General features: G+C 71.1%; 21 protein-coding genes, 1 tRNA gene and 2 pseudogenes. 15 read left to right on the top strand and 9 right to left on the bottom strand.

Annotated features, from left to right (window positions below):
- Positions 1–23 precede the first annotated feature (23 nt).
- Complete coding sequence (locus tag ACZ5XS_RS27255) at positions 24–479, bottom strand: ATP-binding protein (protein WP_468655568.1); 456 nt, start codon at positions 477–479, stop codon at positions 24–26.
- 231 nt (positions 480–710) lie between these two features.
- On the opposite strand from ACZ5XS_RS27255, the gene ACZ5XS_RS27250 reads away from it, so the two are divergent.
- The 9 genes from ACZ5XS_RS27250 (at position 711) to ACZ5XS_RS27210 (ending at position 10531) form a co-directional block, all read left to right on the top strand.
- Positions 711–1550 (top strand): hypothetical protein, encoded by an 840-nt coding sequence (locus tag ACZ5XS_RS27250; RefSeq protein WP_468655566.1) that lies wholly within the window; start codon positions 711–713, stop codon positions 1548–1550.
- A 181-nt stretch (positions 1551–1731) separates the two neighbouring features.
- Positions 1732–2484, top strand: a complete 753-nt coding sequence (locus ACZ5XS_RS27245) for a YcnI family copper-binding membrane protein (RefSeq protein ID WP_468655564.1) — start codon at positions 1732–1734, stop codon at positions 2482–2484.
- An 88-nt stretch (positions 2485–2572) separates the two neighbouring features.
- Complete coding sequence (locus ACZ5XS_RS27240) at positions 2573–3226, top strand: SCO family protein (protein ID WP_468655562.1); 654 nt, start codon at positions 2573–2575, stop codon at positions 3224–3226.
- Positions 3223–3678 (top strand): copper chaperone PCu(A)C, encoded by a 456-nt coding sequence (locus ACZ5XS_RS27235; protein WP_468655560.1) that lies wholly within the window; start codon positions 3223–3225, stop codon positions 3676–3678. The genes ACZ5XS_RS27240 and ACZ5XS_RS27235 overlap by 4 nt, the downstream gene beginning before the upstream one ends.
- 13 nt (positions 3679–3691) lie before the next feature.
- On the top strand, positions 3692–5596 hold the full coding sequence (locus ACZ5XS_RS27230) for a copper resistance CopC/CopD family protein (RefSeq protein WP_468655558.1): 1905 nt from the start codon (positions 3692–3694) through the stop codon (positions 5594–5596).
- A 7-nt stretch (positions 5597–5603) separates the two neighbouring features.
- Positions 5604–6896, top strand: a complete 1293-nt coding sequence (gene efeB, locus ACZ5XS_RS27225; protein ID WP_468655556.1) for an iron uptake transporter deferrochelatase/peroxidase subunit — start codon at positions 5604–5606, stop codon at positions 6894–6896.
- Positions 6897–6968: 72 nt separating this feature from the next.
- Positions 6969–7901 carry a prephenate dehydratase gene (gene pheA, locus ACZ5XS_RS27220; RefSeq protein ID WP_468655554.1) on the top strand — a complete coding sequence of 311 codons (933 nt, stop codon included), beginning with the start codon at positions 6969–6971 and terminating at the stop codon, positions 7899–7901.
- Between the two features lie 540 nt (positions 7902–8441).
- Positions 8442–9719, top strand: a complete 1278-nt coding sequence (serS, locus tag ACZ5XS_RS27215; RefSeq protein WP_468655552.1) for a serine--tRNA ligase — start codon at positions 8442–8444, stop codon at positions 9717–9719.
- Positions 9716–10531, top strand: coding sequence for an HAD family hydrolase (locus tag ACZ5XS_RS27210; RefSeq protein WP_468655550.1), 816 nt, complete (start codon positions 9716–9718; stop codon positions 10529–10531). Before serS ends, ACZ5XS_RS27210 begins: the two co-directional genes overlap by 4 nt.
- A 14-nt stretch (positions 10532–10545) precedes the next feature.
- Here the strand turns inward: ACZ5XS_RS27210 and ACZ5XS_RS27205 are convergent.
- The 6 genes from ACZ5XS_RS27205 to ACZ5XS_RS27180 all read right to left on the bottom strand — a co-directional run bounded on the left by ACZ5XS_RS27205 (position 10546) and on the right by ACZ5XS_RS27180 (position 14783).
- Positions 10546–10633 (bottom strand) — tRNA-Ser (locus ACZ5XS_RS27205).
- A gap of 270 nt (positions 10634–10903) precedes the next feature.
- Positions 10904–11149 (bottom strand): SGM_3592 family protein, encoded by a 246-nt coding sequence (locus ACZ5XS_RS27200; RefSeq protein WP_468655548.1) that lies wholly within the window; start codon positions 11147–11149, stop codon positions 10904–10906.
- Positions 11150–11228: 79 nt separating this feature from the next.
- Positions 11229–11948, bottom strand: a complete 720-nt coding sequence (locus ACZ5XS_RS27195; protein ID WP_217234926.1) for an ABC transporter permease subunit — start codon at positions 11946–11948, stop codon at positions 11229–11231.
- 9 nt (positions 11949–11957) lie between these two features.
- Entirely contained in the window at positions 11958–12869 is a 912-nt protein-coding gene (locus ACZ5XS_RS27190) for an ABC transporter ATP-binding protein (RefSeq protein ID WP_468655546.1), read from the bottom strand.
- The gene (locus ACZ5XS_RS27185) at positions 12866–13783 is read right to left on the bottom strand and encodes an ABC transporter permease (RefSeq protein ID WP_217234924.1); all 918 of its coding nucleotides are present in this window, start codon (positions 13781–13783) and stop codon (positions 12866–12868) included. Before ACZ5XS_RS27185 ends, ACZ5XS_RS27190 begins: the two co-directional genes overlap by 4 nt.
- Positions 13773–14783, bottom strand: coding sequence for an ABC transporter ATP-binding protein (locus tag ACZ5XS_RS27180; protein WP_468655544.1), 1011 nt, complete (start codon positions 14781–14783; stop codon positions 13773–13775). The genes ACZ5XS_RS27185 and ACZ5XS_RS27180 overlap by 11 nt, the downstream gene beginning before the upstream one ends.
- Positions 14784–14990: 207 nt before the next feature.
- Between ACZ5XS_RS27180 and ACZ5XS_RS27175 the strand changes: the two are divergent.
- From ACZ5XS_RS27175 to ACZ5XS_RS27150, 6 genes and pseudogenes are all read left to right on the top strand, one after another.
- Positions 14991–15123: pseudogene (locus ACZ5XS_RS27175) on the top strand (M24 family metallopeptidase); the annotation flags it as partial.
- Complete coding sequence (locus ACZ5XS_RS27170; protein WP_468655543.1) at positions 15120–16880, top strand: SDR family oxidoreductase; 1761 nt, start codon at positions 15120–15122, stop codon at positions 16878–16880. The pseudogene ACZ5XS_RS27175 and the gene ACZ5XS_RS27170, both read left to right, overlap by 4 nt.
- 203 nt (positions 16881–17083) lie before the next feature.
- Positions 17084–18040: pseudogene (locus ACZ5XS_RS27165) on the top strand (MerR family transcriptional regulator).
- A gap of 122 nt (positions 18041–18162) precedes the next feature.
- Positions 18163–18738, top strand: coding sequence for an RNA 2'-phosphotransferase (locus tag ACZ5XS_RS27160; protein WP_468655542.1), 576 nt, complete (start codon positions 18163–18165; stop codon positions 18736–18738).
- A 109-nt stretch (positions 18739–18847) separates the two neighbouring features.
- Complete coding sequence (locus tag ACZ5XS_RS27155; RefSeq protein ID WP_468655541.1) at positions 18848–19759, top strand: LLM class flavin-dependent oxidoreductase; 912 nt, start codon at positions 18848–18850, stop codon at positions 19757–19759.
- 71 nt (positions 19760–19830) lie between these two features.
- Complete coding sequence (locus tag ACZ5XS_RS27150) at positions 19831–20721, top strand: Cof-type HAD-IIB family hydrolase (protein WP_468655540.1); 891 nt, start codon at positions 19831–19833, stop codon at positions 20719–20721.
- Positions 20722–20748: 27 nt separating this feature from the next.
- Here ACZ5XS_RS27150 and ACZ5XS_RS27145 read toward each other — a convergent pair whose 3' ends face one another.
- Positions 20749–21822, bottom strand: coding sequence for a M23 family metallopeptidase (locus tag ACZ5XS_RS27145; RefSeq protein WP_468655538.1), 1074 nt, complete (start codon positions 21820–21822; stop codon positions 20749–20751).
- Positions 21823–21963: 141 nt separating this feature from the next.
- On the bottom strand, positions 21964–25500 hold the full coding sequence (gene cydD, locus ACZ5XS_RS27140) for a thiol reductant ABC exporter subunit CydD (protein ID WP_468655536.1): 3537 nt from the start codon (positions 25498–25500) through the stop codon (positions 21964–21966).
- Between the last annotated feature and the right edge of the window lie 11 nt (positions 25501–25511).

The following is a 25511-nucleotide window of genomic DNA, read 5'->3' as shown; positions in this document are numbered from 1 at the left end:
CGTCGTCGGGTGTGGGGCCGGCGCTACACCGCCATCAGCGGCGCGTCCTTCTTCCACTTCAGGATCTTGTCGAAGCTCACCACCGCGCCCCGCCGGCCGGGCTTGTTGCCGATGTGGACGTGGTCGGCGAGTTCCTCGATGAGACACAGACCGCGGCCGTTCTCGTCATCCAAGGGCACCGGACGGGCCGGCGGCCGGGGCGGGGCGGCGGAGAAGCCGGGGCCCGAGTCGGCGACCTCGATGCGGCACTTCTCGCCGTCGAGGTAGGCGGTGACGCGGTACGCCTGCGAGGAATCCTCGGTGCCGCCGTCCCCGCCGTGCTCCACGGCGTTGGCGCAGGCCTCGCTGAGCGCCAGGGAGAGGTCGTAGGAGATGTCGGGGTCGACACCCGCCGTCTCCATGGTGCCGAGCAGCAGCCGCCGGGCGAGCGGAACGCTCGCGGCCTCGCGGCGCAGATGGAGTGACCACCAGATGCTCATGCTCCAGCCTCCAGGCCGCGGCTCGACATACCGTTACGTATTGCCGCGAGTGCACCGGTGTAAGCACACAGTTGACGTGATGCCGCCCATATGGGGGATGTGCCGACGACGGCCATCGGTGTATGTGGGGCGCCTTGTGGCAGAACGTGACCTTCCGGCCGTACACCGCGTACGTCATCTTGTGGACCTGCCGTATGGCGGTCATCAGGCCAGTGCGATGATGAGCCCGCCATGACTGCCCCCCACCCACGTACGGCGCGTGCCGGAGGCGACCTCCGGGTGCTGCGGGCCGCGGTGTTCGCCGCGGTCTGCGTCGTGCTGGCCGCGGCCGGTCATGCCCTCGCCTCCTGCGCCACGCTTCCGCTGTGGACGCTGGGCGCGGGTTTCCTGGGGGCCGTCCTGGTCGTGGTACCGCTCGCCGGACGCGAGCGGTCGCTGCCGGGCATAGCCGCGCTGCTCGCGGTCGGACAGAGCGTGCTGCACGTGGTGTTCGGGCTGGGGCAGCACGGGACGACGGCCGGCGCTGCGGCGGGTACGGCCTCGGCGGTGTCCGACGCCTCCCTGGTCGAGCAGGCCGCACGGCTCGTCTGCGGGACCACCGCGGCGGCGATCAGCCCCGCGCAGGCCCACAAGATCCTCGTCGACGCCCGGCTCCACCCGAGCGCGGCCGCTCCCCCGACCACGACGCACCACCCGGCGGAGGCCCTGTCCACCGCGGCGGGGTCCACCATGTCGCTGCTGCCGTCCCTGCCGATGCTGCTCGGCCACGTCCTCGCGGCCCTCGCCGCGGGATGGCTGCTGCGCCGGGGGGACATGGCGCTGCTGCGGCTCGTCGAGATGTCCGCACTGTCGGCGCACTCGGTCGCCGAGGGGGCGCTCGTACGGTCCCTGCGCGGGGCGCTCGCGCTGGTGCGCGCCCTGCGTGCCGGGCTGCCGGGCGCGCCCGCGGCCGGCCGGCGCATCCCGCGCACCGCCCTGCTCGCACCGCCCGCCCCCCGCACCACCGCACTCCAGTACACGCTGGTCCGGCGGGGCCCGCCGACCGCCGACGCGTTCCTCCTCGCCGCCTGACGCGACGCGACCAGTGCTCCACCTCCTTGTGAGGACGTGGGAAGGGCCGCCGTCGCGCGGCACGCGCGTGTGCCCGTGCTGGTGAGTCACCGCCCGTCGACGGGTGAGAGCTGACGCCCGCGCACGCGTACCCCTCTTCCTCACCGGAAACCCGGAAACCTCTCGGAGTGGAGTGCTCCCCATGAAGGCCTCTCGCCTCGCCGCCGTCGGCGCCGTCGCCGCCTCTGCCGTCGTCGTCCTGTCCTCGCCCGCGTTCGCGCACGTCAGCGTGCAGCCCGAGGGGACCGCGGCCAAGGGCGGTTACGCGGTCGTCGACTTCAAGGTCCCCAACGAGCGCGACGACGCCTCGACCACCAAGCTCGAGGTCAACTTCCCGGCCGACCACCCGATCGCCTCCGTGATGCCGGAGCCGATGGCCGGCTGGGACATCAAGGTCACCAGGTCCAAGCTCGACAAGCCCGTCGAACTGCACGGCAAGCAGATCACCGAGGCCGTCACCAAGGTCACCTGGACCGCGGACGGCAAGGGCATCGAGCCCGGCTACTTCCAGAAGTTCCCCGTCTCCGTCGGCGCGCTCCCCGAGGACACCGACGAGCTGGTCTTCAAGGCGATCCAGACGTACTCCAACAAGGAGGTCGTCCGCTGGATCGAGGAGCAGCAGGAGGGCGCGGAGGAGCCCGAGAACCCGGCGCCCGTGCTGGCGCTGTCCGCCGCCGCCGAGGACGGGCACGCGCACGGCTCCACGGCCACCGCCGAAGCCACCGACGACGCCACCGAGGAGGCCGCCGACGCGGAAGCCGCCGGCGCCGAGACCGCGGCCCCCGCCGACAGCAGCGACACGACCGCCCGCGTTCTCGGCGTGGTCGGCATCGTCATCGGCGTGGTCGGGGTGGCGTACGGCGTGCTCGCCGGGCGCCGGCGCACCGACGCCTGAGGTCCACCGTCCGGCCCGGTACCGGGGTTCGCTCGGCTCCTGTGCGACCCCGGTGCCGTCGGCACCATCACATCTGGGACATTTTTCTATGCGCAAGAAGACGTTCGCCGCGGCCGCACTGCTCGCCGCCGCCACTTTGACCCTCTCCGCGTGCGGCAGCAGTGACGACAGTGGCTCACCGGTCTCCGTGGTCTCCGAGGAGGCGGGCGCGGACAAGGCCGCCACCGTCCTCGACCAGCCGTTCGAGAAGCCGGACCTGGTCCTCACCGACACGAAGGGCAAGCCGTACGACCTCCGCAAGGAGACCGCGGGCAAGCCGACGCTCATCTACTTCGGCTACACGCACTGCCCCGACATCTGCCCGCTGACGATGAACAACATCGCCGTCGCCAAGAAGTCGCTGCCCAAGTCCGAACAGGACGAGCTGCGCGTCGTGTTCGTCACCACCGACCCGGACCGGGACACGCCCTCCGAACTCGGCAAGTGGCTCAAGGGCATCGACACCCAGTTCGTCGGCCTGACCGGCGACTTCCCCACCATCCAGGCCGGCGCCCGCACCCTCGGCATCTCCATCGAGCCGACGCACAAGGACAAGAAGGGCAAGACCGTCTCCGTGCACGGCACCCAGGTCGTCGCCTTCTCCCCGAAGACCGACGCCGGATACGTCCTCTACGGCGAGGACGCCACGGTCGACGACTACACCAAGGACCTCCCCAAGCTCGTGAAGGGTGCGAAGCCGTGAGGCTCTTCACCCTGCCCGCCGCGGTGCTGACCGGCGTCCTGGTCCTGGCCGGCTGCGGCTCGGACTCCGGCTCCGACACCGGCGGCGGCGTCTCCGTGTCCGGCGCCTACATGCCGCAGCCGGTGTCCGACGACATGGCGGCCGGCTATCTGACGATCGTCAACGACAGCGGTACGAAGGCCGAGCTGACCTCGGTCACCAGCGACATCGGCGAGGTCACCATGCACCGGACGGTCGGGGGCGCGATGGAGGAGAGCAACCGGTTCTCCATCCCCGCCCACGGTCAACTCGTGTTCAAAAGCGGTGACAACCATCTGATGTTCGACAAGCTGCAGCACAAGCCCGAACAGGGCCAGACGGTCTCCGTCGAGCTGCACTTCGCCAAGTCCGACCCGGTCGTCGTCAAGATGCCGGTCAGGTCGGCGACGTACGTCCCGAAGACCGGACACTGACGGAGGGATCACCTTGACGCCGACCATCGCCCCCCGCGTCCGGACCCTGGTGCTGCTGCTCCTGGCCGCGGCCGGGCTGCTCCTCGCCGGGGCCGCCCCGGCCTCCGCGCACGCCGCGCTGACCGGCAGCGACCCGCAGCAGGGTGTGGTGGTCGACAAGGCACCCACCCAGGTCTCACTGACCTTCTCCGAGCAGGTCTCGACGTCCGCCGACTCGCTGCGCGTGCTCGATCCCAAGGGCAAGCCCGTCCAGCGCGGCAAACCGTCCAACGTGAGCGGCACGACGTACGCCGTCCAGCTGCTCAGCGGCCTGCCCGACGGCACCTACACCGTCACCTACCAGGTCGTGTCCGCGGACAGTCACCCCGTCGCCGGCGCCTTCACCTTCTCCGTCGGCGCGCCCTCGTCCACCTCCGTCTCGGTGTCCGGCGAGACCGCGGGCGGCGGGGCCGTCGGCTGGCTGTACGGCTTCGGGCGGTACATGTCGTACGCCGGGTTCGTCGTCCTGGTCGGCGGGGCAGCCTTCGTCCTCGCCTGCTGGCAGCCCGGCTCCGGCGTCCGGGCCGTACAGCGGCTCGTCGTCTCCGGCTGGCTCACGCTCACCGCGGCCACACTCGCCCTGCTGCTCCTGCGGGGCTCCTACACCGGCTCCGGCAAGGCCGGCGACATCTTCGACCTCGACCTGCTCGGCCAGGTGCTCCAGACCAAGACGGGCGCGGCGCTGGTGTCCCGGCTGCTGCTGCTCGCCGCGGCCGCGCTGTTCATCGCGGTGCTCTTCGGGGCGTACGACAAACGCGAGGAGGACGAGAAGCGGGACCTGACCTTCGGACTCGCCATCGGCGGGACCGTGGTCGCCGCCGGACTCGCCGCGAGCTGGGCGATGTCCGAGCACGCCTCGGTGGGCCTCCAGGCCGGGATCGCGATGCCGGTCGACGTCCTCCACCTGCTGGCGGTCGCGGCCTGGCTCGGCGGCCTCACCGCCCTCCTCGTCGCGCTGTACCGGGCACCCGCGGACACGCCCGTCGACACGGCCGCCGTACGGCGTTTCTCGACCGTCGCCTTCGGCAGTGTCGTCGCCCTGGTCCTGACCGGGACCTACCAGTCCTGGCGTCAGCTCGGCTCCTGGTCGGCGTTCACCGACACGCGGTACGGACAACTGCTGCTCGTCAAGATCGGGCTCGTGGCCCTCCTCGTCGGCGTCGCGTACATCTCGCGGCGGTGGACGGCACAGCTGGTGGACACGCCGGTTCGAGGGAGCAGGCAGGCGCCCGAGAAGGAGCCGGTCAGTGCGGGCGCCGGGGACGCCAAGGGGGGGTCCGGGGCGTCCAAGGACGCCGGTGCCTCCCAGCGTGCCGCGCAGCTCGCCCGGCAGCGGGCCGCGATGGACACGGCACGCCAGAAGCGGGAGCGGGACGCCGACCCGCACCGGTTCGGGCTGCGCCGCTCGGTGCTCGCCGAGGCCGGGGTCGCCGTCGTCCTGCTCGCCGTCACCACCGTGCTCACGCAGACCGAGCCCGGCCGTACGGAACAGGACGCCAAGGCGGCCACGTCGGCCTCCTCCTCCACCTCGTCGTCCGGGGCTGTCACCCTGGACATGTCCTTCGACACCGGCGGCGAGGACGGCAAGGGCGTCGTACGCATCGATCTCGACCCCGCGCGCGTGGGCGCCAACGAAATGCACGTCTATGTGGAGCGGCCCAACGGGCGTGCCTTCGACGTCCCGGAGGTGAAGGTCGCCTTCACCCTCAAGTCGAAGGACATCGGGCCGCTGCCCGTCGTCCCCGACCACATCACCACCGGGCACTGGGCGGCGAACGGAGTGCAGATCCCCATGGCGGGCGACTGGGAGATCGCGGTGACCGTGCGGACCTCCGACATCGACCAGACGACCGTCTCCAAGAACACGCAGATCGGCTGACCACACCATGCCTGAGCAGTCCATCCCGGAGGCCCCGACTCCCACTCTCGAAGGGGGCGCTTCGGCACAGGCCCCCTCGGGGGAGGGCCTTTCGCGGCGGAAGCTGCTGAGCACCGCCGGCGCCACCGGGCTCGTCCTCGGGGCGGCCGGCGGGGCCGTCGGCTACACCGCGCGTCCGGCCGAGGCCACGCCACTCACCTCCGTGGGCGCCGATCAGGTGATGTTTCACGGGAAACATCAGCCCGGCATCACCCAGGGCCTCCAGGCCCGCGGTCACCTCGTGGCCTTCGACCTGGCGGCGGGAGCGGGCCGCAAGGAGGGCGCCGCACTGCTGCGCCGCTGGTCGCAGACGGCAGGGCGGCTGATGGCGGGGGAGGCGGCGACGCAGGACGACACGGACGTCGCCCGGGACGCCGGCCCGTCCTCGCTGACGGTCACCTTCGGATTCGGGCACGGCTTCTTCGCCCGCACCGGCCTGGAGAAGCAGCGCCCGGCCTCCCTCGATCCCCTGCCCGACTTCTCCTCCGACCACCTCGACAAGAAGCGCAGCGACGGCGACCTGTGGGTGCAGATCGGCGCCAACGACGCGCTGGTCGCCTTCCACGCCCTGCGCGCCATCCAGAAGGACGCGGGGAGCGCGGCCCGCATCCGCTGGCAGATGAACGGCTTCAACCGCTCGCCGGGCGCCACGTCCCATCCCATGACGGCCCGCAACCTCATGGGCCAGATCGACGGCACCCGCAACCCGAAGCCGGCCGAGCCCGACTTCGACCGGCGGATCTTCGTGCCGTCCTCCGGCTCGAACGACCCGTCGTGGATGGCGAACGGCTCCTACGCCGTCGTACGCCGCATCCGCATGCTCCTCGACGACTGGGAGAAGCTGCCGGTCACGGCCCAGGAGGACGTCATCGGGCGCCGCAAGTCCGACGGGGCAGCGCTGTCCGGCGGTACCGAGACGACCGAGATGGACCTGGAGAAGACCGACGCCAAGGGCGACCTCGTCGTCCCGATCAACGCCCATGCCCGCATCACACGGCCCGACCAGAACGGGGGCGCGGCGATGCTCCGGCGCCCGTTCTCGTACCACGACGGCTTCGACGGCGACGGCGTCCCCGACGCCGGCCTCCTCTTCGTCTGCTGGCAGGCCGACCCCCTGCGCGGCTTCGTTCCGGTACAGCGCAAGCTCGACCGGGGCGACGCCCTGTCCCGGTTCATCCGCCACGAGGCGAGCGGCCTGTTCGCGGTGCCGGGCGGGGCGGCGGAGGGGGAGTACGTGGGGCAGGCCCTGCTGGAGGGGTGATCCGGTCGCTCGGCGGGGTGGCTGTACCGAGACGCGGGCGCTGTGTTTCGCAAGGCCCATTAGGGTGAGGTCATGCCAGCGAGCTATGCGTATCTCGGCCCTGAGGGCACGTTCACCGAAGTGGCCCTGCGCCGGCTTCCCGAGGCGGCCACCCGGGAGTTGATCCCGTACGTGTCCGTGCAGTCCGCGCTCGACGCGGTGCGCCTCGGTGAGGCCGAGGCCGCGTTCGTGCCGATCGAGAACTCGGTCGAGGGCGGGATCACGACGACGCTCGACGAGCTGGTCGCCGGGGCGCCGCTGATGATCTACCGCGAGGTGCTGCTGTCGATCACCTTCGCGCTCCTGGTCCGGCCGGGGACCAAGCTGTCGGACATCAAGACGGTCTCCGCGCATCCGGCCGCCCAGCCGCAGGTGCGCAACTGGCTCAAGAAGAACCTCCCGGACGTCCACTGGGAGTCGGCCGCCTCGAACGCGGACGCCGCCCGCCTGGTCCAGGAGGGCCAGTACGACGCGGCCTTCGCGGGTGAGTTCGCAGCCGCCCGGTACGGCCTTCAGGCCCTGGAGACCGGCATCCACGACGCGGAGAACGCCCAGACCCGGTTCGTGCTGGTCGGCCGGCCCGCCCGGCCCGCGGCACGCACCGGCGCGGACAAGACATCCGTCGTGCTGTGGCAGCGCGACGACCACCCCGGCGGCCTGCGCGACCTGCTGGGCGAGTTCGCCACGCGGGGCATCAACCTGATGCTGCTGCAGTCCCGGCCCACCGGCGCGGGCATCGGCAACTACTGCTTCTGTATCGACGCCGAGGGCCACATCTCCGACCGCCGGGTCGCCGAGGCCCTGACGGGGCTCAAGCGGATCTGCCTCCAGGTGCGCTACCTCGGCTCGTATCCGCGCGCGGACGTCGAGGTGGCGGACGTACGCCCTCCGTTCCCGGGGACCTCGGACGACGAGTTCGTGTCGGCGGCGGACTGGGTGGCGCGATGCCAGGACGGACGTTTCTAGGACGTTTCCAGCCGCTCCTACCTGCATATCAAAGTTATCCACAGGAGTTATCCACAGGTGGGCATCTCGACCTGGGGACAAGTCGACATCCAAGCGCCACTCGGTCGACAAATCGCCCTGCAGCGCCCAAGTTCGTCCACAGTCCCGCGGGTCACTCTTCGTCCACCCGTTTCCCTCCGTCCATCCTTTGGAGCGACGCATATCCACCCGAAAGTGGATGTGACGCCGGTTTCGGGCGGGAATTCCTCGCCCCACACGCCCGACTCGGAATGATCGATTCCGACATCCACAGATCTTTCGCACAGCCTGTGGATAACTTTTCGGCACTGTGGATTCCTGTGGACGAAGGCCGGCCCAAGTCCCGTTCCCCACAAGGAAATCGAGTCAACCCGGCGCCCATCGCATGCCCCGTCCCGGGGAGTGAGACACCTTTCATTGACACGCTCGGCAATTGGCGCATAACGCAACGTAAGCCGTGATTCGGGGCAGCCCGGAATAGTGAGTCGTGAGCCGTCACCCCGCACCGGTAGCCTGGGTCGCGTGATTGACCTTCGCCTGCTCCGTGAGGACCCCGACCGTGTGCGTGCGTCGCAGCGCGCCCGTGGAGAGGATGTCGCGCTCGTCGACGCTCTCCTGTCCGCCGACGAGCGGCGCAGGTCGTCCGGCGTCCGCTTCGACGAGCTGCGCGCCGAACAGAAGGCCCTCGGCAAGCTCATCCCCAAGGCCTCCGGGGACGAGAAGGCCGAGCTGCTGAAGAAGGCGGGCCAGCTCGCCGCCGACGTCAAGGCCGCCGACGCCGAGCGCGACGCGGCCGACACCGAGACCCAGGAACTCGCCCTCCAGCTCAGCAACCTCGTGCACCCCGAGGTGCCCGTGGGCGGCGAGGAGGACTTCGTCACGCTGGAGACGCACGGCACGATCCGCGACTTCGGCGCCGAGGGCTTCGAGCCCAAGGACCACCTGGAACTGGGCACGACCCTCGGCGCGATCGACGTCGAGCGCGGCGCCAAGGTCTCCGGCTCGCGCTTCTACTTCCTCACCGGGATCGGCGCGCTGCTGGAGCTCGCCCTGGTGAACGCGGCGATCGCGCAGGCCACGGCGGCCGGCTTCACGCCGATGCTGACGCCCGCGCTGGTCCGCCCCCAGTCGATGGCCGGCACCGGCTTCCTCGGCCAGGCGGCCCAGGACGTCTACCACCTCGACAAGGACGACCTCTACCTCGTCGGCACGTCCGAGGTCGCTCTCGCGGCGTACCACATGGACGAGATCATCGACGCCGACCGCCTCCCGCTGCGCTACGCGGGCTTCTCGCCCTGCTTCCGCCGCGAGGCCGGTTCGCACGGCAAGGACACCCGGGGCATCTTCCGCGTCCACCAGTTCGACAAGGTCGAGATGTTCTCGTACGTCGACCCGGCGGACTCGCAGGCCGAGCACCAGCGCCTGCTGGCGTGGGAGAAGCAGTGGCTGACGTCGCTGGAACTGCCGTTCCGGGTCATCGACGTGGCCTCCGCCGACCTGGGCTCCTCGGCCGCCCGCAAGTTCGACTGCGAGGCGTGGATCCCGACGCAGGGCAAGTACCGCGAGCTGACCTCGACCTCGGACTGCACCGAGTACCAGTCCCGCCGCCTGTCGATCCGCGTCCGTGACGGCAAGCGGGTCAAGCCGCTGGCGACGCTGAACGGCACGCTGTGCGCCGTACCGCGCACGATCGTGGCGATCCTGGAGAACCACCAGCAGGCCGACGGTTCCGTCCGGGTCCCCGAGGTGCTCCGCCCCTACCTGGGCGGCCGGGAGATCCTGGAGCCGGTCGCCAAGTGAGTACGTCCGCCGTACCGGGCTTCCCCTACCGCCTGATCGCGACCGACCTCGACGGAACGCTCCTGCGTTCCGACGAGTCGGTCTCGCAGCGCACCCGTGACGCGCTCGCCGCGGCCACCGCGGCGGGCGCCGCCCACATCGTCGTGACGGGCCGCGCGGCCCCGTGGACCCGCCACATCCTCGACGACCTCGGCTACGACGGCCTCGCCGTCTGCGCCCAGGGTGCCCAGGTGTACCACGCCGGCGAGCACCGCCTGCTGACGTCGGTGACGCTGGACCGGCAGCTGGCCGGGGTGGCGCTGGCGAAGATCGAGGCGGAGGTCGGCCCGCTGCACCTGGCGGCGAGCCGGGACGGTCTGGAGGGCGAGGTCCTGGTCGGCCCGGGTTACGCGGTCACCGGAAAGCTCCCCTCGACCCCCTTCACGGACGCGTCCGACCTGTGGACCGCCCCGCTGAACAAGATCTACATACAGCACCCCACGCTGACGGACGACGAGTTGGCCGAAGTCTCCCGCCAGGCCGCCGGTGGCTTCGTCGGTGTCGCGATGGCCGGCGCGGGCATCGTCGAGCTGCTTCCCCTCGGCCTCTCCAAGGCGACGGGGCTGTCCCTGGCGGCCCGCCGCCTGGGCATGAAGGCCGCCGACACGATCGCCTTCGGCGACATGCCCAACGACGTCCCGATGTTCGCCTGGTCCTCCTACGGCGTGGCCATGGCCAACGCCCACGAGGAACTGAAGACGGTGGCGAACGAGGTGACGACCTCCAACGAGGAGGACGGGATCGCGGTCGTGCTGGAGCGGTTGCTGGGCTGAAGTTCCCTACTCGGCGGAGGATGCACGGATCGAACGTGCGCGGGCTTTTCAGGCCCGACCTTGGCTTAGCAAGCCAGTGCCTTACCACTCGGCCAATCCTCCGGGTGGGCGGCCTCACGTGAGCGCAGTGCGCCACGTGCTCGAAGCGGCCGCCCCGGGCAGCTCCCCGTATGGGCGGACTCGACGGAGGAGTAACTACTCCGGAGTCCGCCGCGGGCTGCCCTGCGGGGAGCTCGACGGACTGTCGTGCATGGACATCGTCGAACTCCTCCCCAGTACGTGGCGCCGGTTCGGTCCGGCGGGCTGGACATCAACCACTGTGCCCGTGCGCCGGGTTCGGCGCCACCGATTAACCGGCGGCCCCGGACTCCTTCACCGCCGCCGCCACCTGCGCCGACGCTTGCTGAAGAACCAACCCGCGGGCGGCTCGTCGGAACGCCACGGCTGTGGTTCGGGCTTCTCCTTGCGCCAGCGCTCGGTCAGCATGCGCGCCCGCGCGGACGGCTCGGCGGTCTCGGCCGAGCGTATGAAGTCCTCGTCCAGGACGAGGTCGTCCCAGCTCTCGTCCCCGGACCGTCCGCGACTGTCGTCCTGTGACGCCTCGTCCGCCACCGCCATCCCCGCCCTCCCAGCCGTGCGCCCGCCTGTGCCCAGTGTGCCCGGACCGAGGTGAAGCCCCTGTCAGTAAGCGGGGCGTCTACTCCTCGCCCGCGAGCGTCAGTGACCGCAGTTTCTGCCCCGCGTACCAGGTCGCCAGGACGGTGACCGCCACGAGCAGGACCGTCGCCGTCGTCAGCCCGACGTCGGAGGTCACCAGGTCCCCGCCGGCGACCTTCTGGGCCACCGCCAGCGACCACTGCTGAACGCTGAGCGTGCGCGCTCCCGCGACCAGGGAGCCGAACAGGGCCTCCCAGACGAGCGCGTAGACGAGTCCGAAGACGACCGCGTGCCGGGACACCGTGCCGAGCAGCAGGAAGAGTGCCGCGTAGGCGATGGAGGCGACCAGCGCGGCCACCGTGTACGCGACGGCGATCTGCTGGCCGTTGCCGTTGAGGATGAGGCCGGCGATCAGGGTGGGTACCGCGGAGAACACCATCGTCACGGCGATCGCGACGATCAGCTTGGTGAAGATGATCGTGGGCCGTTTGATCGGCTTGGACAGCAGGTAGACCACGGAGCCGTCGTCGATCTCCGGGCCGATCGCTCCCGTGCCGGCGATGACGCCGATGATCGGCACCATGGTGGCGAGCGCGAGCCCGCCCAGCAGGTCGGACGCCGTCTGGTCGTCGGCGCCGGCCAGACCGCGCACCACGACGGAGATCGCGATCAGCAGCAGGGGCAGCGCGCCCAGGATGAGGGCCCGGCGCCGGCCGAGCAGGGCGCGGTAGGTGAGTCGGGCGACTGTGGGGTCGTACATCTTGGCCTCCTACGCCGCGACGAGATACGAGAAGACGGACTCGAGGGACTCGTCGGACGGCGAGACCGTGAGCAGGCGGATGCCGTGGTCCCTGGCCACCCTCGGCAGCAGGGCCGTGAAGCGGCCGAAGTCGACGGCCTGGATGCGCAGCGCGCCCTCCGCCAGGTCGACTTCGATGCCGGACGTCGACGGGTCGGCGATCAGCGCGGCCGCGAGGGCGCGGTCGTCGCTGGAGCGCACCAGGTAGCGGTGCGGGCGGTCGGTCATCAGGCGGCGGATCTTGCGGAAGTCGCCGCTGGCCGCGTGCCTGCCTGCGACCACCACCTCGATGTGCCGGGCGAGTTGTTCGACCTCTTCGAGGATGTGGGACGAGAACAGCACGGTGCGGCCCTCGTCGCCCATGCGCCTGAGCAGGTCCATGAGCTGCATGCGCTGGCGCGGGTCCATGCCGTTGAAGGGCTCGTCCAGCAGCAGCAGCGAGGGCTCGTGGACGAGCGCGCTGGCCATCTTCACACGCTGGCGCATGCCCTTGGAGTACGTCGAGATCTTGCGGTCCTGGGCGTACTCCATCTCGACCGTGGCCAGCGCCTTGTGGGCCGCCTTGGCGCCCAGGCCGTGCAACTCGGCGTTGGCCACGACGAATTCGCGCCCGGTGAGGAAGTCGTACATCGCCTCCCGCTCGGGGACGATGCCGATGTGCTTGTAGATGTTCTCGTTGCGCCACACCTGCACGCCGTCGAGGGTGACGGTGCCGGTGGAGGGGGCCAGGAAGCCGCCCATCATGTTGATGAGGGTGGACTTTCCGGCGCCGTTGGGGCCGAGCAGGCCGGTGACGCCGGGGCCGATCGTCATGGTGATGTCGTTGACGGCGACCACGTTGCCGAACCAGCGCGAGACGTGGTCGATGTTGAGCGTGGTCACAGTCCGACCTTTCGGTAGCGGCGCATCATGAGGCCGTAGCAGGCGGCGATCAGGCCGAGGGTGACGAGGACGTAGACCACGCCCTCCCCGTTCGTCGGGCCGACCCCTCCGGGAAACGCCGAGCTCGCGCCCAGGAACGCGGACTGCACTCCGTCGATGAGCGTGATGGGCGAGAACAGACCGATCCAGGCGATGGACCCGGTGCTGCTCTGCGCTTCGGCGATGGCCTGCAGCGTGGACACGGCGCCGTAGGAGATGGTCAGGACGGCGATCACGGCGGCGATGCCGAAGCCGCGGCGCGGGGTGACCGACGCGATGACCAGGCCGAGGCCTGCGAAGAGCAGCGAGAGCAGTGCCACGGAGACCAGCCCCTGTGCGAATCCCTTGGTCTGGTCGGTGAAGTCGAGCTTGGCCAGCAGAGCGCCCACGTAGAGCACCAGCAGCGGGGCGGCGGTGAGGATGAACAGCGCCGATGCCAGGGCCGCGAACTTCGCGCGGACGTAGTCGGCGGTCTCGATGGGCCGCGAGAAGTACAGCGGTACGGTCTTGAAGCGCAGGTCGCGCGAGACGGACTGGGGTGCCTGCGAGGCGACGTACAGGCTGATGACGGCCTGCATGACGATCGCGTAGCGCGTGTAGTCGAGCGGCAGGTCCTTGGCCTTGGTGGCGACCGCGACGGCGACCATGATGGCCGCGGGCACGCACATCACCACGAACAGCAGCATCGGCAGCACCTTGGACTTGACCGAGCGGCCGAGGCCGTAGGAGCCGCGCAGGGACTGCGAGTACAGGGAACGGGTGGCGTAGGAGCGGCCCAGGCGCGGGCCGTCGTAACTGCGGTAGCCGATGTTGTGGATGCGGGTCTGGTCACCGGACGGTGCCGCCGGTGTCCGCATGGGCTGTTCAACCGCCATGACCGACGGCCTCCTTCCGCTGCTCGTCCTCGTTCGTGAAGACCTCGGAGATGTGGTGCCGGCGCTGTTCCATGCGCACCAGGCCGAGGCCGAGGTCGGCGACCACGTCGCGGACCAGGTCGTACGTCTCCTCGCCCTGCGCGGTGAGCAGCAGTACGTGGCCGGCACCCGGCAGGCCCGCGCCGCTGTCGAGGATGTCCATCCCGCGCGAGTGGAGCGCGTCGCGCACCGCGCGGGTGCCGTCCGGGTGCTCGTCGGTGTCGGTGACCTCGATCGCGAGGGTGGTCGTGATCTGGGTGAAGTCGGTGGTGGAGCTGGATCGCAGGAGTTTGCCGCCGTCGACGACGACCACGTGGTCGCAGGTGCGCTCCAGCTCGCCGAGGAGGTGGGAGGTGACCAGGACGGAGATGCCGAAGTCGGTGTAGATGCGGCGGATCAGGCCTAGCATCTCGTCGCGGCCGACCGGGTCGAGGCCGTTGGTCGGCTCGTCCAGGAGGACCAGTTGCGGGTCGTGGACGAGGGCTTGCGCGAGTTTCACTCGCTGCTTCATGCCGGTGGAGTAGCCGCCGATGGGGCGGTAGCGCTCCTCGTACAGTCCGACGTGCCGCAGCGTGTCCGCGGTGCGTTCGCGGGCGGCGGTGGGCGGCAGGCCGGACATGCGCGCCATGTGCACGACGAACTCGGTGGCCGAGACGTCGGGCGGCAGGCAGTCGTGCTCCGGCATGTAGCCGACCCGCTCGCGGATGGCGGCTCCCTTGGTGGCGACATCGAGTCCGAGCACTTCGGCGCGGCCCTCGGTGGCGGGGGACAGACCCAGCAGGATCTTGATCAGTGTGGACTTGCCGGCTCCATTGGCTCCGACGAGTCCGGTCACACCGGGCCCGACGTCCACGGAGAGCCGGTCAAGCGCGGTCACCCGGGGGAACCGCTTGCTCAGGCTTTCGGTCGCGATGACAGTCACGGCTATGACGGTAGTGACCCGGACCACGCCGGTCGTCACTCCGCAGGGTCGTCTTGGTCTCAGACTCCAGGCGTACGGATCCCTAAGGGTCCCCCTCAGGTCGAACAACGTATCCCGGCTGTCCACATCCGCGGAGTTGTCCACAGCCCGCGCCCTCCTATTGACGCAATCTCTAACGACTGTCACATTCGCCAGTGTCACGTGACGAGCACGTACCGCGGTCGACGGGGACGAGTGGGGCGTTCGCACCTGGGCCTGCGGGGTACGGGGGCGAGGTCCGAGGAGGTCCTGGTCGCCGCCCTCCCGGGATCCCGGGCAGGACGCCTTCTGGCTGGACGACGATCTGCCGCACGTGCGGCGCTGGGCGGAGGACAAGTGACGTTGCCGACGGGTGCGCGGGAGCGCCGGGTGCGGACCGGCGGGGTCGAGCTGTGCGTCGCCGAACTGGGGGACCCCTGCGGGCCGACGGTCGTCCTGGTGCACGGCTATCCGGACAGCAAGGAGGTGTGGTCGGCGGTCGCGTCCCGGCTGGCCGAGCGCTTCCACGTGGTGCTGTACGACGTACGCGGCCATGGCCGCTCCACCGCACCGCAGCCGTTGCGCGGCGGGTTCACGCTGGAGAAGCTGACGGACGACTTCCTGGCCGTCGCCGACGCGGTCAGCCCGGAGAAGCCCGTGCACCTGGTAGGGCACGACTGGGGCTCGGTACAGGCCTGGGAGTTCACCACGGTCAAGCGCACCGAGGGACGGATCGCCTCCTTCACCTCCCTGTCCGGACCGTCCCTCGACCACCTCGGCCACTGGATCCACAAGCGCGTCAAGCGCCCCACCCCACGCCGGATCGGCCAACTGCTCGGCCAGGGCGCCAAGTCCTGGTACGTCTACCTGCTGCAGATGCCCGTGCTGTCCGAGCTGGCCTGGCGCGGCCCCCTCGGCAGGCACTGGCCGAGGATCCTGGAGCGCCTCGAGCAGGTCCCGGGCGGCGGCTACCCGACCTCGTCACTGCCGGCGGACGCGGCACACGGGGCCTGGCTGTACCGGGACAACGTACGGTCCCGGCTGCGCCGTCCCCGTACGGACGCGTACGCGCACGCGCCCGTGCAGCTCATCACGCCCCTGGGTGACGCCTTCCTCTCGGAGAAGCTCTACGACGAGCTGGAGCTGTGGGCTCCGCGGCTGACCCGGCGCACGATCTCCGCCCGGCACTGGGTCCCCCGCTCCCGGCCCGGCCAACTGGCGGTCTGGATCTCACAGTTCGTGACGTCGGTGGAGGGCGGAAAGCCGGATGCGGTGAAGGCGACGGGGAAGTACGCCGACCGCTTCGGCGGCCGGCTCGTGCTGGTCACCGGTGCCGGCAGTGGCATCGGGCGGGCCACGGCGTTCGCGTTCGCCGCGGCCGGGGCGCGTGTGGTGGCCGTCGACCGGGACACCGAGGCCGCCGTGCGCACGGCGGAACTGTCCCGGCTGGCCGGAGCGCCCGAGGCCTGGGCGGAGACGGTCGACGTCTCCGACGAGCAGGCCATGGAGAAGCTCGCCGAGAAGGTCGCCGACGAGTACGGCGTGGTGGACGTCCTGGTGAACAACGCCGGCATCGGCCTGTCCGGCTCCTTCTTCGACACCACTCCTGCGGACTGGAAGAAGGTCCTCGACGTCAACCTGTGGGGCGTGATCCACGGCTGCCGCGTCTTCGGCAAGCAGATGGCCGACCGCGGACAGGGCGGCCACATCGTGAACACCGCGTCGGCGGCGGCGTACCAGCCCTCCAAGGCCCTGCCCGCGTACAGCACCTCCAAGGCGGCCGTGCTGATGCTGAGCCAGTGTCTGCGCGCGGAGCTGGCCGGCCGGGGCATCGGCGTGACCGCGGTCTGTCCCGGCTTCGTCAACACCAACATCACCTCGACCGCGCACTTCGCCGGCGTCGACGCCGCCGAGGAGAAGCGGCGCCAGAAGCGGACCGCCCGCCTGTACGCCCTGCGGAACTACCCGCCGGAGAAGGTCGCCGACGCGATCCTGCGGGCGGTGGTGCGGAACGCGGCGGTGGTTCCGGTGACGCCCGAGGCGCGCGGCGCCCACCTCCTGTCCCGCTTCGTGCCCAGGGCGGTGCGGGCGATCGCACGGCTGGAGCCACGCCTGTGAGCGCACGGACCGGCCCCCGCACAGTCGCCTTCGGCTGGCTGCGCACGCCGCTGCACCGGCCCCCGGCGAGCCGACCGCGCCCCTTGGGGGCACGGCCCACCTGATACGCCACGCCCCGCGGCTCGCGGGCCGCCTGCGCGGACCGGCCGCGAGGGCGGCCTCGTGACGGACGGCTCCAGGGTTCCGGCCGCAGAGCCGAGAAGTTGGCGCACCAGGCCGAGGCTCCCGCCCCCGCCTACCGGATCGAGGGCCTGGCGCACCTCGGCGGCACCACGGTCCGCACCATCCGTGCCCACCAGGACCGCGGGCCGCTCCCCCGCCCCGAGCGCCACGGCCGCGCCGACATCTACGCCGACACCCGTCTCGTCCGGCTGCGTCAGATCGCCGACCTCCTCGACCGCGGCTACGGCCTGGCCTCGCCTCCGTCAAGGAGCTTCTGGAGGCGTGGGGCGCAGGCCGTGTCCTGGGGGGAGTGCTGGGCCTGGTCGCCGAGGTGGACGGTCCGTGGACCGACGAGGAGGCGGTACGGATCTCGCGGGCCGAGCTGCACGAGCGGTTCGGCGGTGTCCCGACGACACGGCGGTCGCCGGGGCAGGCCGGCTGGGTGTGCTGGAGCCGGTGGCGGGCGACGACGACGCCTTCCTCGTGCCGAGCCCTCAACGGCGCGTGGTGGCCGTCGAGTTGCATGCGGCGGGGCTTGTGCTGTCCGCGATCCCGGGCCACCTGCGGGAGTTGAGGGGCCGGGCCGAGCACATTGCGGCCCAGCCCCTGGAGTTCACGACCGGGCAGCTCTTCGCCCGGTACCGGGGCGGACCGCGGCGTCCGAGGGACGCGGACGCGGCAGAAGCAGACTCTCTCGTACGACGGCTGCGACCGCTTGCACAGCAGACGGTGAACGCCGAACTCGCGCGCGCCATGCGTCCGTTGGCGGTCCGGCAGCTACAGGAGCACCTAGGTACGGGTGACGTCCCGACGTCACCTGAGCGACGCGTGACGTGGCGATCCACGTGGAGACAATGCGGGCTGTGGAGAGGCTGGTCGGAGCGGAGAACACAGCCGCGCTCATCGCGCCGACCGCCGAACGGGAGTCGCGTGCGCGGCCCTTGGAGCGACTCGCCGCAAGTCATGGCGCACCAGGCGAACTTGGCGAAACATCCTGAGGTGCAAGGTGGTTGTCCACAGAATCGCCAATTCCCCTGTGGATAACCGTACTTGGTTGTGGATCAAACATCAGGAGCAAAATCATTCGCGTGATTCACGTCTCGCGCGGCACGCTGGCGGGGTGGATGAAAGACGCACCGTGAAGGTGTCCAAGTATCTGTCGAAGCACCTGCGCCATCAGCCGGAGCGGATCGGACTGATCCTCGACGACGCCGGCTGGGTGGAGATCGACACCCTGATCGCGGCCGCCGCCGCCCACGGCTTCCGGTTCACTCGCGAGGAACTCGACCACGTGGTCGTCGCCAACGACAAGCGGCGCTTCGCGGTCGACGGCAGCCGGATCCGCGCCAGCCAGGGCCACAGTGTCGACGTGGACCTCCAACTGCCGCCGGCCACCCCGCCGGGGCACCTCTACCACGGGACCGTGGCCCGCTCCCTGGATGCGATCCGGGCCGAGGGCCTGCGGCCCATGAACCGGCACGACGTCCACCTCTCGCCCGACCGGGAGACCGCGACCCGCGTCGGCGCCCGCCGTGGCCGTCCCGTCGTGCTGTCGGTGGACGCGGGCGCCATGCACCGCGATGGCCATGTCTTCCACGTCAGCGCGAACGGGGTGTGGCTGACGAAGGCGGTCCCGCCACGGTATCTGCGGTTTCCGGAGCGCCGTGACGATGCCGGGATCGACGTCAGTCCATGATGGAGGCCCGGCCCATGACTGAGGCTCGGCCCATGGCCGAGAGGCCACGTGCGATGACCGTCGGTGACGGTTTCACGTGAAACACGTTCGTCCGCATACGCTCGGACCCATGAGTCTGCGTCTGAGTACCGTGATCCTCCCGTACCGCCGCTGGCACGAAGGCAGCCGTTCGGCATGGACACGCGCCGAGCAGCTCGGCTTCCACACCGGATACACGTATGACCACCTGTCCTGGCGGAGCTTTCGGGACGGACCCTGGTTCGGTGCCGTGCCGACGCTGACCGCCGCCGCGGCCGTCACCGACGAGCTACGCCTGGGCACGCTGGTGACCTCGCCGAACTTCCGGCACCCGGTGACCCTCGCCAAGGAGCTGATCTCCCTCGACGACATCTCCGGCGGGCGGGTGACGCTGGGTATCGGTGCGGGCGGCACCGGCTTCGACGCCACCGCGCTCGGGCAGGAGCCGTGGACCCCGCGCGAGCGGGCCGACCGGTACGCCGAGTTCATGCAGCTGCTGGACCGGCTGCTGAGCGAGGACGGCCCCAGCGGAGTCTCGTACGAGGGCGACTACTACTCGGCGCACGAGGCCCGCAACATCCCCGGCTGCGTACAGCGCCCCCGGCTGCCCTTCGCGGTGGCCGCCACCGGACCACGCGGGCTGAAGCTCGCCGCACGCTACGGACAGGCGTGGGTGACCACCGGCGACCCCAAGCTGTACGAGAACGGCACTCCCGAACAGTCGGTTCAAGCCATTCGCGGACAGGCCGAGAAGCTGGCCGACGCATGCGCCGCGATCGGCCGTGACGCCGGCTCGCTCGACAAGATCCTGCTCACCGGCTTCACCCCGGACCGCGCCCGGCCGCTGAAGTCCCTGGACGCGTTCGTGGACTTCGCGGGCCGGCATCAAGAGCTCGGGTTCACCGAGATCGTGATCCACTGGCCCATCCCCGGCTCGGACTTCGAGTCGGACGAGAAGGTCTTCGAGCAGATCGCCATGGAGGCGCCGGGACAGCTGCGCTGACCTGGAAGACCAGCCGTCTGTGCCTCGTCGGATCCTCATCTGTGCGGACCGCCGCACGGGCGTGCACGCACATGCGGGAGAATGGCCGGGTGACCTCAGCGACTCGACAGCCCGAGACCCCGGCCGCCGCCCTCCCGACCCGGCTGATCGCCACCGACCTCGACGGCACCCTGCTGCGTGACGACAAGTCAGTGTCCCCGCGCACGGTCGCGGCCCTCGCCGCCGCCGAGGAGGCGGGCATCGAGGTCTTCTTCGTCACCGGCCGCCCCGCGCGCTGGATGGACGTCGTCAGCGACCACGTCCACGGCCACGGCCTGGCGATCTGCGGCAACGGCGCCGCGGTGGTCGACCTGCACGGCGGCCCCGGCGCCCACCGGTTCGTGAAGGTCCGCGAGCTGGCACGGGACAACGCCCTGGACGCCGTGCGGCTGCTGCGTGACGTGGCTCCAGGCACGGTGTACGCGGTCGAGCAGACGTACGGCTTCTACCAGGAGCCGGACTATCCAGAGCTGCACATGGAGATCCCGGACACGCTCGCGCCGGCCGAGGACCTGCTGGCGCCGGACGCCCCCGGAGCCGGCGAGCCGGTCCTGAAGATCCTCGCCTTTCACCCCGAGATCGACCCGGACGCCTTCCTCACGCTCGCCCGCCTCGCGATCGGCGAACGGGCCAACGTCACCCGCTCCAGTCCCAGCGCCCTGCTGGAGATCAGCGGTCCCGGCGTCTCCAAGGCCAGCACACTCGCCCTGTGCTGTGCCGAGCGCGGCATCTCGCACGAGCAGGTCGTCGCCTTCGGGGACATGCCCAACGACGTCGAGATGCTGACGTGGGCGGGACGGTCGTACGCGATGGGCAACGCGCACCCGGACGTACTCGCGGCGGCGTCCGGGCAGACCGTCGCCAACAACGAGGACGGGGTGGCCGTCGTGATCGAGCGGCTGCTGATGGAGCAGGACCGCTGATCCGCTCGAGCGGGCGGAGGTCCACGGCTAGCTGAGGCTCACTCCACGTGACGACAGCCATGGCCCCGGGTCCACCGCCGAACCCGTCTCCGGGGTGACCCGCACCTCGAAGTGCAGGTGCGGGCCGGTGGAATTGCCGCTCGTGCCCGACTGCCCGACCCACTGCCCGGCAGCCACGCGCTCGCCCTGGTCGACGGCGACGGCGGCGAGGTGGGCGTACTGGGTGTAGTAGCCGTCCGCGTGCTGGACCACGACCTCGATGCCGAACGGGCCTCCGCACGACACCTTCACCACCCGGCCCGCGCCCACCGCCCGCACCGGCGTGCCGATCGGCACCGCGAAGTCCTGCCCGGTGTGCCGGTTCGCCCACCGCGCACCGCCGCTCCCGAACGCCGCGGACAGCTCGTACGTCTCCACCGGCGCCACCCATGCGCTCGTGGCACCCGTGTGCGGCTGGTCGAGTCGGACGGCGCCCCGGCACGATCCGGCTGCGACGGAGGCGTCGGCCTGGCCCTGCAACTGCCACCGCGCCTGTTCGAGCTTCGCATCGATGTCCTTCTTCAGATCGGCGAGTTCGGTGTTCCGCCGGTCCAGCTGCTGCCAGGCCGCCGCGGCCTTCGCCTCGTCCGCGGCGAGCCGCGCCTCGGCCCGGCTGCTCTTGCCGATCGCGTTGTTGAGGGCGAGATCGGCCTGCCAGACGGCCCGCTGACCACGCATCAGGTCATCGGGATCGTCCGCCAGGATCATCTGCGCCGTGATCGGAAGACCCCCGCCGGTGCGGTACTGGGCGCGCGCGATCCGACCCAGGTCCTCGTGCAGGACGGCGATCCCCTGCCGCTCCCGGTCCAGCAGCGCTTCCAAGCGCTGGGCCTGCGCCCGCTGCACCTCGGCCTCCTGCCGAGCCGCCTCGTACTGCTGCGTCGCCACGGCCGCGTCCTCGTACAGCCGGACCACCTGCGCGCTGATCCCGGCGTCGGCGCCGCCGTGTGTGTCCTCGCCCTCGTCGGCGGCACCGGAGATGCCCGTCGGGCCGGCCGCTAGCACGGCGAAGGCACACAGCAACACCGGCACGAGCAGCGGATGGCGGCAGGGGAAGCGCATATCAGCGATCCTGGACCGCCCCGCGGCCCAAGGCCTGTTCACGTCGTACGGCTGGGGGACGGGTTGCTGCGGATGGGCTAGAACGGCGTCACCGGGAGGAGCCTCCAACCCCCAAGAGGGGGGTGGTGCGCGCCCGACCGACTACCGCACCCCCACCAGCAGATCCGCCTGTTCCTCCCGTTCCAGCATCCGCCGCAACGGCCCCTGCACGGAGGCCAGTTCGGCATACGCGCCCCGCTGCACCACACGCCCCGCGTCCAGCACCACCACTTCGTCCACCGCTTCCAGACCCGCCAGCCGGTGCGTGATCAGCAGCGTCGTACGGCCCTCGGTGGCGGCCAGCAGATCGGCGGTCAGCGCGTCCGCCGTCGGCAGGTCCAGATGCTCGGCGGGCTCGTCGAGCACCAGGACGGGGAAGTCGGCCAGCACCGCACGGGCCAGTGCGAGCCGCTGGCGCTGCCCGCCGGACAACCACGCCCCGTGTTCGCCGACGAGCGTGTCCAGCCCGTCGGGCAGTCCGTCGGCCCAGTCGAGCAGCCGGGCGCGGCGCAGCGCGTCACGCAACTCGTCCTCGGTGGCGTCCTTCTTGGCGAGCAGGAGGTTCTCCCGCACGGAGCTGTCGAAGAGGTGCGCGTCCTGCGCGCACAGTCCGACGAGCCGCCGTACGTCGTCGCCGTCCAGGGCGTGCGCGTCCACGCCTCCCAGCGTGTAGGAACCGGCGTCCGCGTCCAGGAAGCGCAGCAGCACCTGCGCGAGCGTCGACTTACCGGACCCGGAGGGTCCGACCACCGCGATCCGACGGCCCTCCGCCAGGTTCAGGTCGACTCCGGCGAGCGCGTCCCGGTTCTGCCCGGCGTGACGGGCGGCAAGTCCCTTGACCGCGACGGGGAAGGGCGATGCGGGCGCCTGCCGGGGCCGCTCCGGTTCCCGTACGGGCTCGGGCGCGTCCAGCACCTCGTACACGCGCTCCGCACTCCTGCGCACCCGCTGCCGGTACTGCACGGCGAGCGGCAGGCCCAGCACGGCCTCGAAGGCGGCCAGCGGAGTGAGCACCACGACGGCCATCACCACGCCGCCCAGCCTGCCGTCGACGACCGCCTGGGCGCCCACGAGGGCGGTGGCGGCGACGGTCAGACCGGAGAGCAGCGCGGTGAGTCCGTCGCCGAGCGCGGTGGCGGTGGCGGCGCGTGAGGCGATCCGGGTGAGCGTCCCGTCGGCCCGCCGCGCCTCGGCGGTACGGGCGGGCAGGGCGCCGGCGACGGTCAACTCGGCGGTCCCCGTGAGCAGATCGGTCACGCGCGTGGCCAGCACGCCGCGGGCGGGGGCCAGCCGGTGCTCGGCCCGTCGCGCGACGGCGCCGGTGACCAGCGGGACACCTGCCCCGGCCATCAGCAGGCCGACGGCGAGCACGGCGCCGGCCTCCGGCAGCAGCCAGGTCGTGAAGCCGACGGAGGCGGCGGACACGACCACGGCGGCACCGGCGGGCAGCAGCCAGCGCAGCCAGTAGTCCTGCAGGGCGTCCACGTCGGCGACGAGCCGCGACAGCAGGTCACCCCGGCGGGTCTGCCGAAGTCCCGCGGGCGCCAGCCGCTCGAGACGCCGGTACACCGCGACCCGCGCGTCGGCCAGCATCCGCAGCACGGCGTCATGGGAGACGAGCCGCTCGGCGTAGCGGAAGACGGCCCGTCCGATCCCGAAGGCCCGCGTCGCCGTCACGGCCACCATCAGATAGAGCACGGGCGGCTGCTGCGAGGCCCGCGAGATGAGCCACCCGGAGGTGGCCATGAGCCCGACGGCGCTGCCGAGCGCGAGGCTCCCGAGCAGCAGGGCGAGCACGATCCTTCCACGCCGGGCTCCGGACATGGAACGGACGCGGGCAAGGACACCGCGCCTGTCCGCCGCCGGGAGCGTCGTCTCTGGTGCCTCGGAAACTTCGAAAACCTCGAAAGCTGCGAAGGCTTCGGCAGGGAGATCCGGTTCAGCCCCGGCCGGGCGGACCGGAGCCGTCCCGGGCATGACCTCCCGGTGGGCGGGGGACACCGGCTCGGCCAGCCGCACCACCCGGTCCGCCACCGACAGCAGCGCCGGCCGGTGCACCACGAGCAGGACCGTCCGGCCCACCGCCAGCCGCCGCACCGCCTCCACGACCTCGGCCTCGGTGGCCCCGTCGAGCGCCGCTGTCGGCTCGTCGAGCAGCAGCACGGGCCGGTCGGCGAGGAACGCCCGGGCCAGCGCGAGCCGCTGCCGCTGCCCGGCGGACAGGCCGGCCCCCTCCTCACCGAGCACGGTGTCGGCGCCCAGGGCCAGCGCGTCGACGAACTCGAGCGCGCCGGCGTCCGTCAAGGCCCGGCGTACGGCCGTGTCGTCGGCGTCGGGCCGGGCGAGACGTACGTTCTCGGCGATCGTCCCGGCGAACAGATGCGGCCGCTGGGGCACCCACGCGATCCGTGCCCGCCACTGCTCCAGGTCGGCTTCGGTGAGATCGACTCCCCCGGCCAGCACCCGTCCCTCGCTGGGCCTTACAAAGCCCAGCAGCACGTTCAGCAGCGTGGACTTGCCCGCCCCGCTCGGCCCGACGAGAGCGACCGTCTCCCCGGTCTCCACCGCGAAGGACACCTCCGACACGGCGTCCTCGGAGCGTCCCGGGTAGCGGACCGTGACTCCCTCGAAGGACAGTCCCCCCGACGGCACGGTGGCGGAACCCACTGCCGGCACCGGCGTCTGAAGCACCGAGAAGATCTCCTCGGCGGCCGCGAGTCCCTCCGCCGCCGCGTGGTACTGCGCTCCCACCTGGCGCAGCGGCAGATACGCCTCCGGCGCCAGGACGAGGATGACCAGGCCGATGTACAGGTCCATGTCGCCGTGGACGAGCCGCATGCCGATCGTCACGGCGACGAGGGCCACCGACAGCGTGGCGAGCAGTTCCAGCGCGAAGGAGGAGATGAAGGCGATGCGCAGCGTCCGCATGGTCGCCTGCCGGTACTCGCCGGTGATCCGCCGGATCGAGTCGGCCTGTGCCTTGGCCCGCCCGAACACCTTCAGGGTCGGCAGGCCGGCGACGACGTCCAGGAAGTGCCCGGAGAGCCGGGACAGCAGCCGCCACTGACGGTCCATCCGGGACTGGGTGGCCCAGCCGATCAGCATCATGAAGACCGGAATGAGCGGCAGGGTGCCGACGATGATGGCCGCCGACACCCAGTCCTCGGTGACGATCCGCGCCAGCACCGCCACCGGTACGACCACCGCGAGCCCCAACTGCGGGAGGTAGCGCGAGAAGTAGTCGTCGAGGGCGTCCACACCGCGAGTGGCGAGGGCGACCAGCGAGCCGGTCCGCTGTCCGCTCAGCCACCCGGGGCCCAGGGCCACGGAACGCTCCAGCAACCGCCCGCGCAGTTCCGACTTCACCGCCGCACTCGCACGGTGGGCCGCGAGTTCGGTCAGCCAGGCGACCACGGCCCGGCCGACCGCGACGGCCGCCAACAGCAGCAGGGGAGTGGCGAGTTCGTCCACCGCCATGCCGTGCTGGAAGGCACCCACCACCACTTCGGCGATGAGCATCGCCTGGGCGATGACCAGCACCGCACCGACGGCACCCAGACCGACGACGGCCACCAGGAAGAGCCGGGTGGCACGGGCGTACCGGAGGAGTCGCGGATCAATCGGTTTCACGTGAAACATGCCCTTCGGTC

Source organism: Streptomyces sp. NPDC033131 (assembly GCF_055578365.1).
Note: the sequence above shows the minus strand (reverse complement) of the source record. Positions and strands in the feature narration are given on the sequence as shown.

Excerpts from the sequence above, each read along its gene's own strand:
- ACZ5XS_RS27255 (WP_468655568.1), bottom strand. The coding sequence starts at position 479 with ATGAGCATCTGGTGGTCACTCCATCTGCGCCGCGAGGCCGCGAGCGTT.
- ACZ5XS_RS27250 (WP_468655566.1), top strand. The coding sequence starts at position 711 with ATGACTGCCCCCCACCCACGTACGGCGCGTGCCGGAGGCGACCTCCGG.
- ACZ5XS_RS27245 (WP_468655564.1), top strand. The coding sequence starts at position 1,732 with ATGAAGGCCTCTCGCCTCGCCGCCGTCGGCGCCGTCGCCGCCTCTGCC.
- ACZ5XS_RS27240 (WP_468655562.1), top strand. The coding sequence starts at position 2,573 with ATGCGCAAGAAGACGTTCGCCGCGGCCGCACTGCTCGCCGCCGCCACT.
- efeB (WP_468655556.1), top strand. The coding sequence starts at position 5,604 with ATGCCTGAGCAGTCCATCCCGGAGGCCCCGACTCCCACTCTCGAAGGG.
- pheA (WP_468655554.1), top strand. The coding sequence starts at position 6,969 with ATGCCAGCGAGCTATGCGTATCTCGGCCCTGAGGGCACGTTCACCGAA.
- ACZ5XS_RS27200 (WP_468655548.1), bottom strand. The coding sequence starts at position 11,149 with ATGGCGGTGGCGGACGAGGCGTCACAGGACGACAGTCGCGGACGGTCC.
- ACZ5XS_RS27195 (WP_217234926.1), bottom strand. The coding sequence starts at position 11,948 with ATGTACGACCCCACAGTCGCCCGACTCACCTACCGCGCCCTGCTCGGC.
- ACZ5XS_RS27185 (WP_217234924.1), bottom strand. The coding sequence starts at position 13,783 with ATGGCGGTTGAACAGCCCATGCGGACACCGGCGGCACCGTCCGGTGAC.
- ACZ5XS_RS27155 (WP_468655541.1), top strand. The coding sequence starts at position 18,848 with ATGAGTCTGCGTCTGAGTACCGTGATCCTCCCGTACCGCCGCTGGCAC.
- ACZ5XS_RS27150 (WP_468655540.1), top strand. The coding sequence starts at position 19,831 with ATGCGGGAGAATGGCCGGGTGACCTCAGCGACTCGACAGCCCGAGACC.
- ACZ5XS_RS27145 (WP_468655538.1), bottom strand. The coding sequence starts at position 21,822 with ATGCGCTTCCCCTGCCGCCATCCGCTGCTCGTGCCGGTGTTGCTGTGT.
- cydD (WP_468655536.1), bottom strand. The coding sequence starts at position 25,500 with ATGTTTCACGTGAAACCGATTGATCCGCGACTCCTCCGGTACGCCCGT.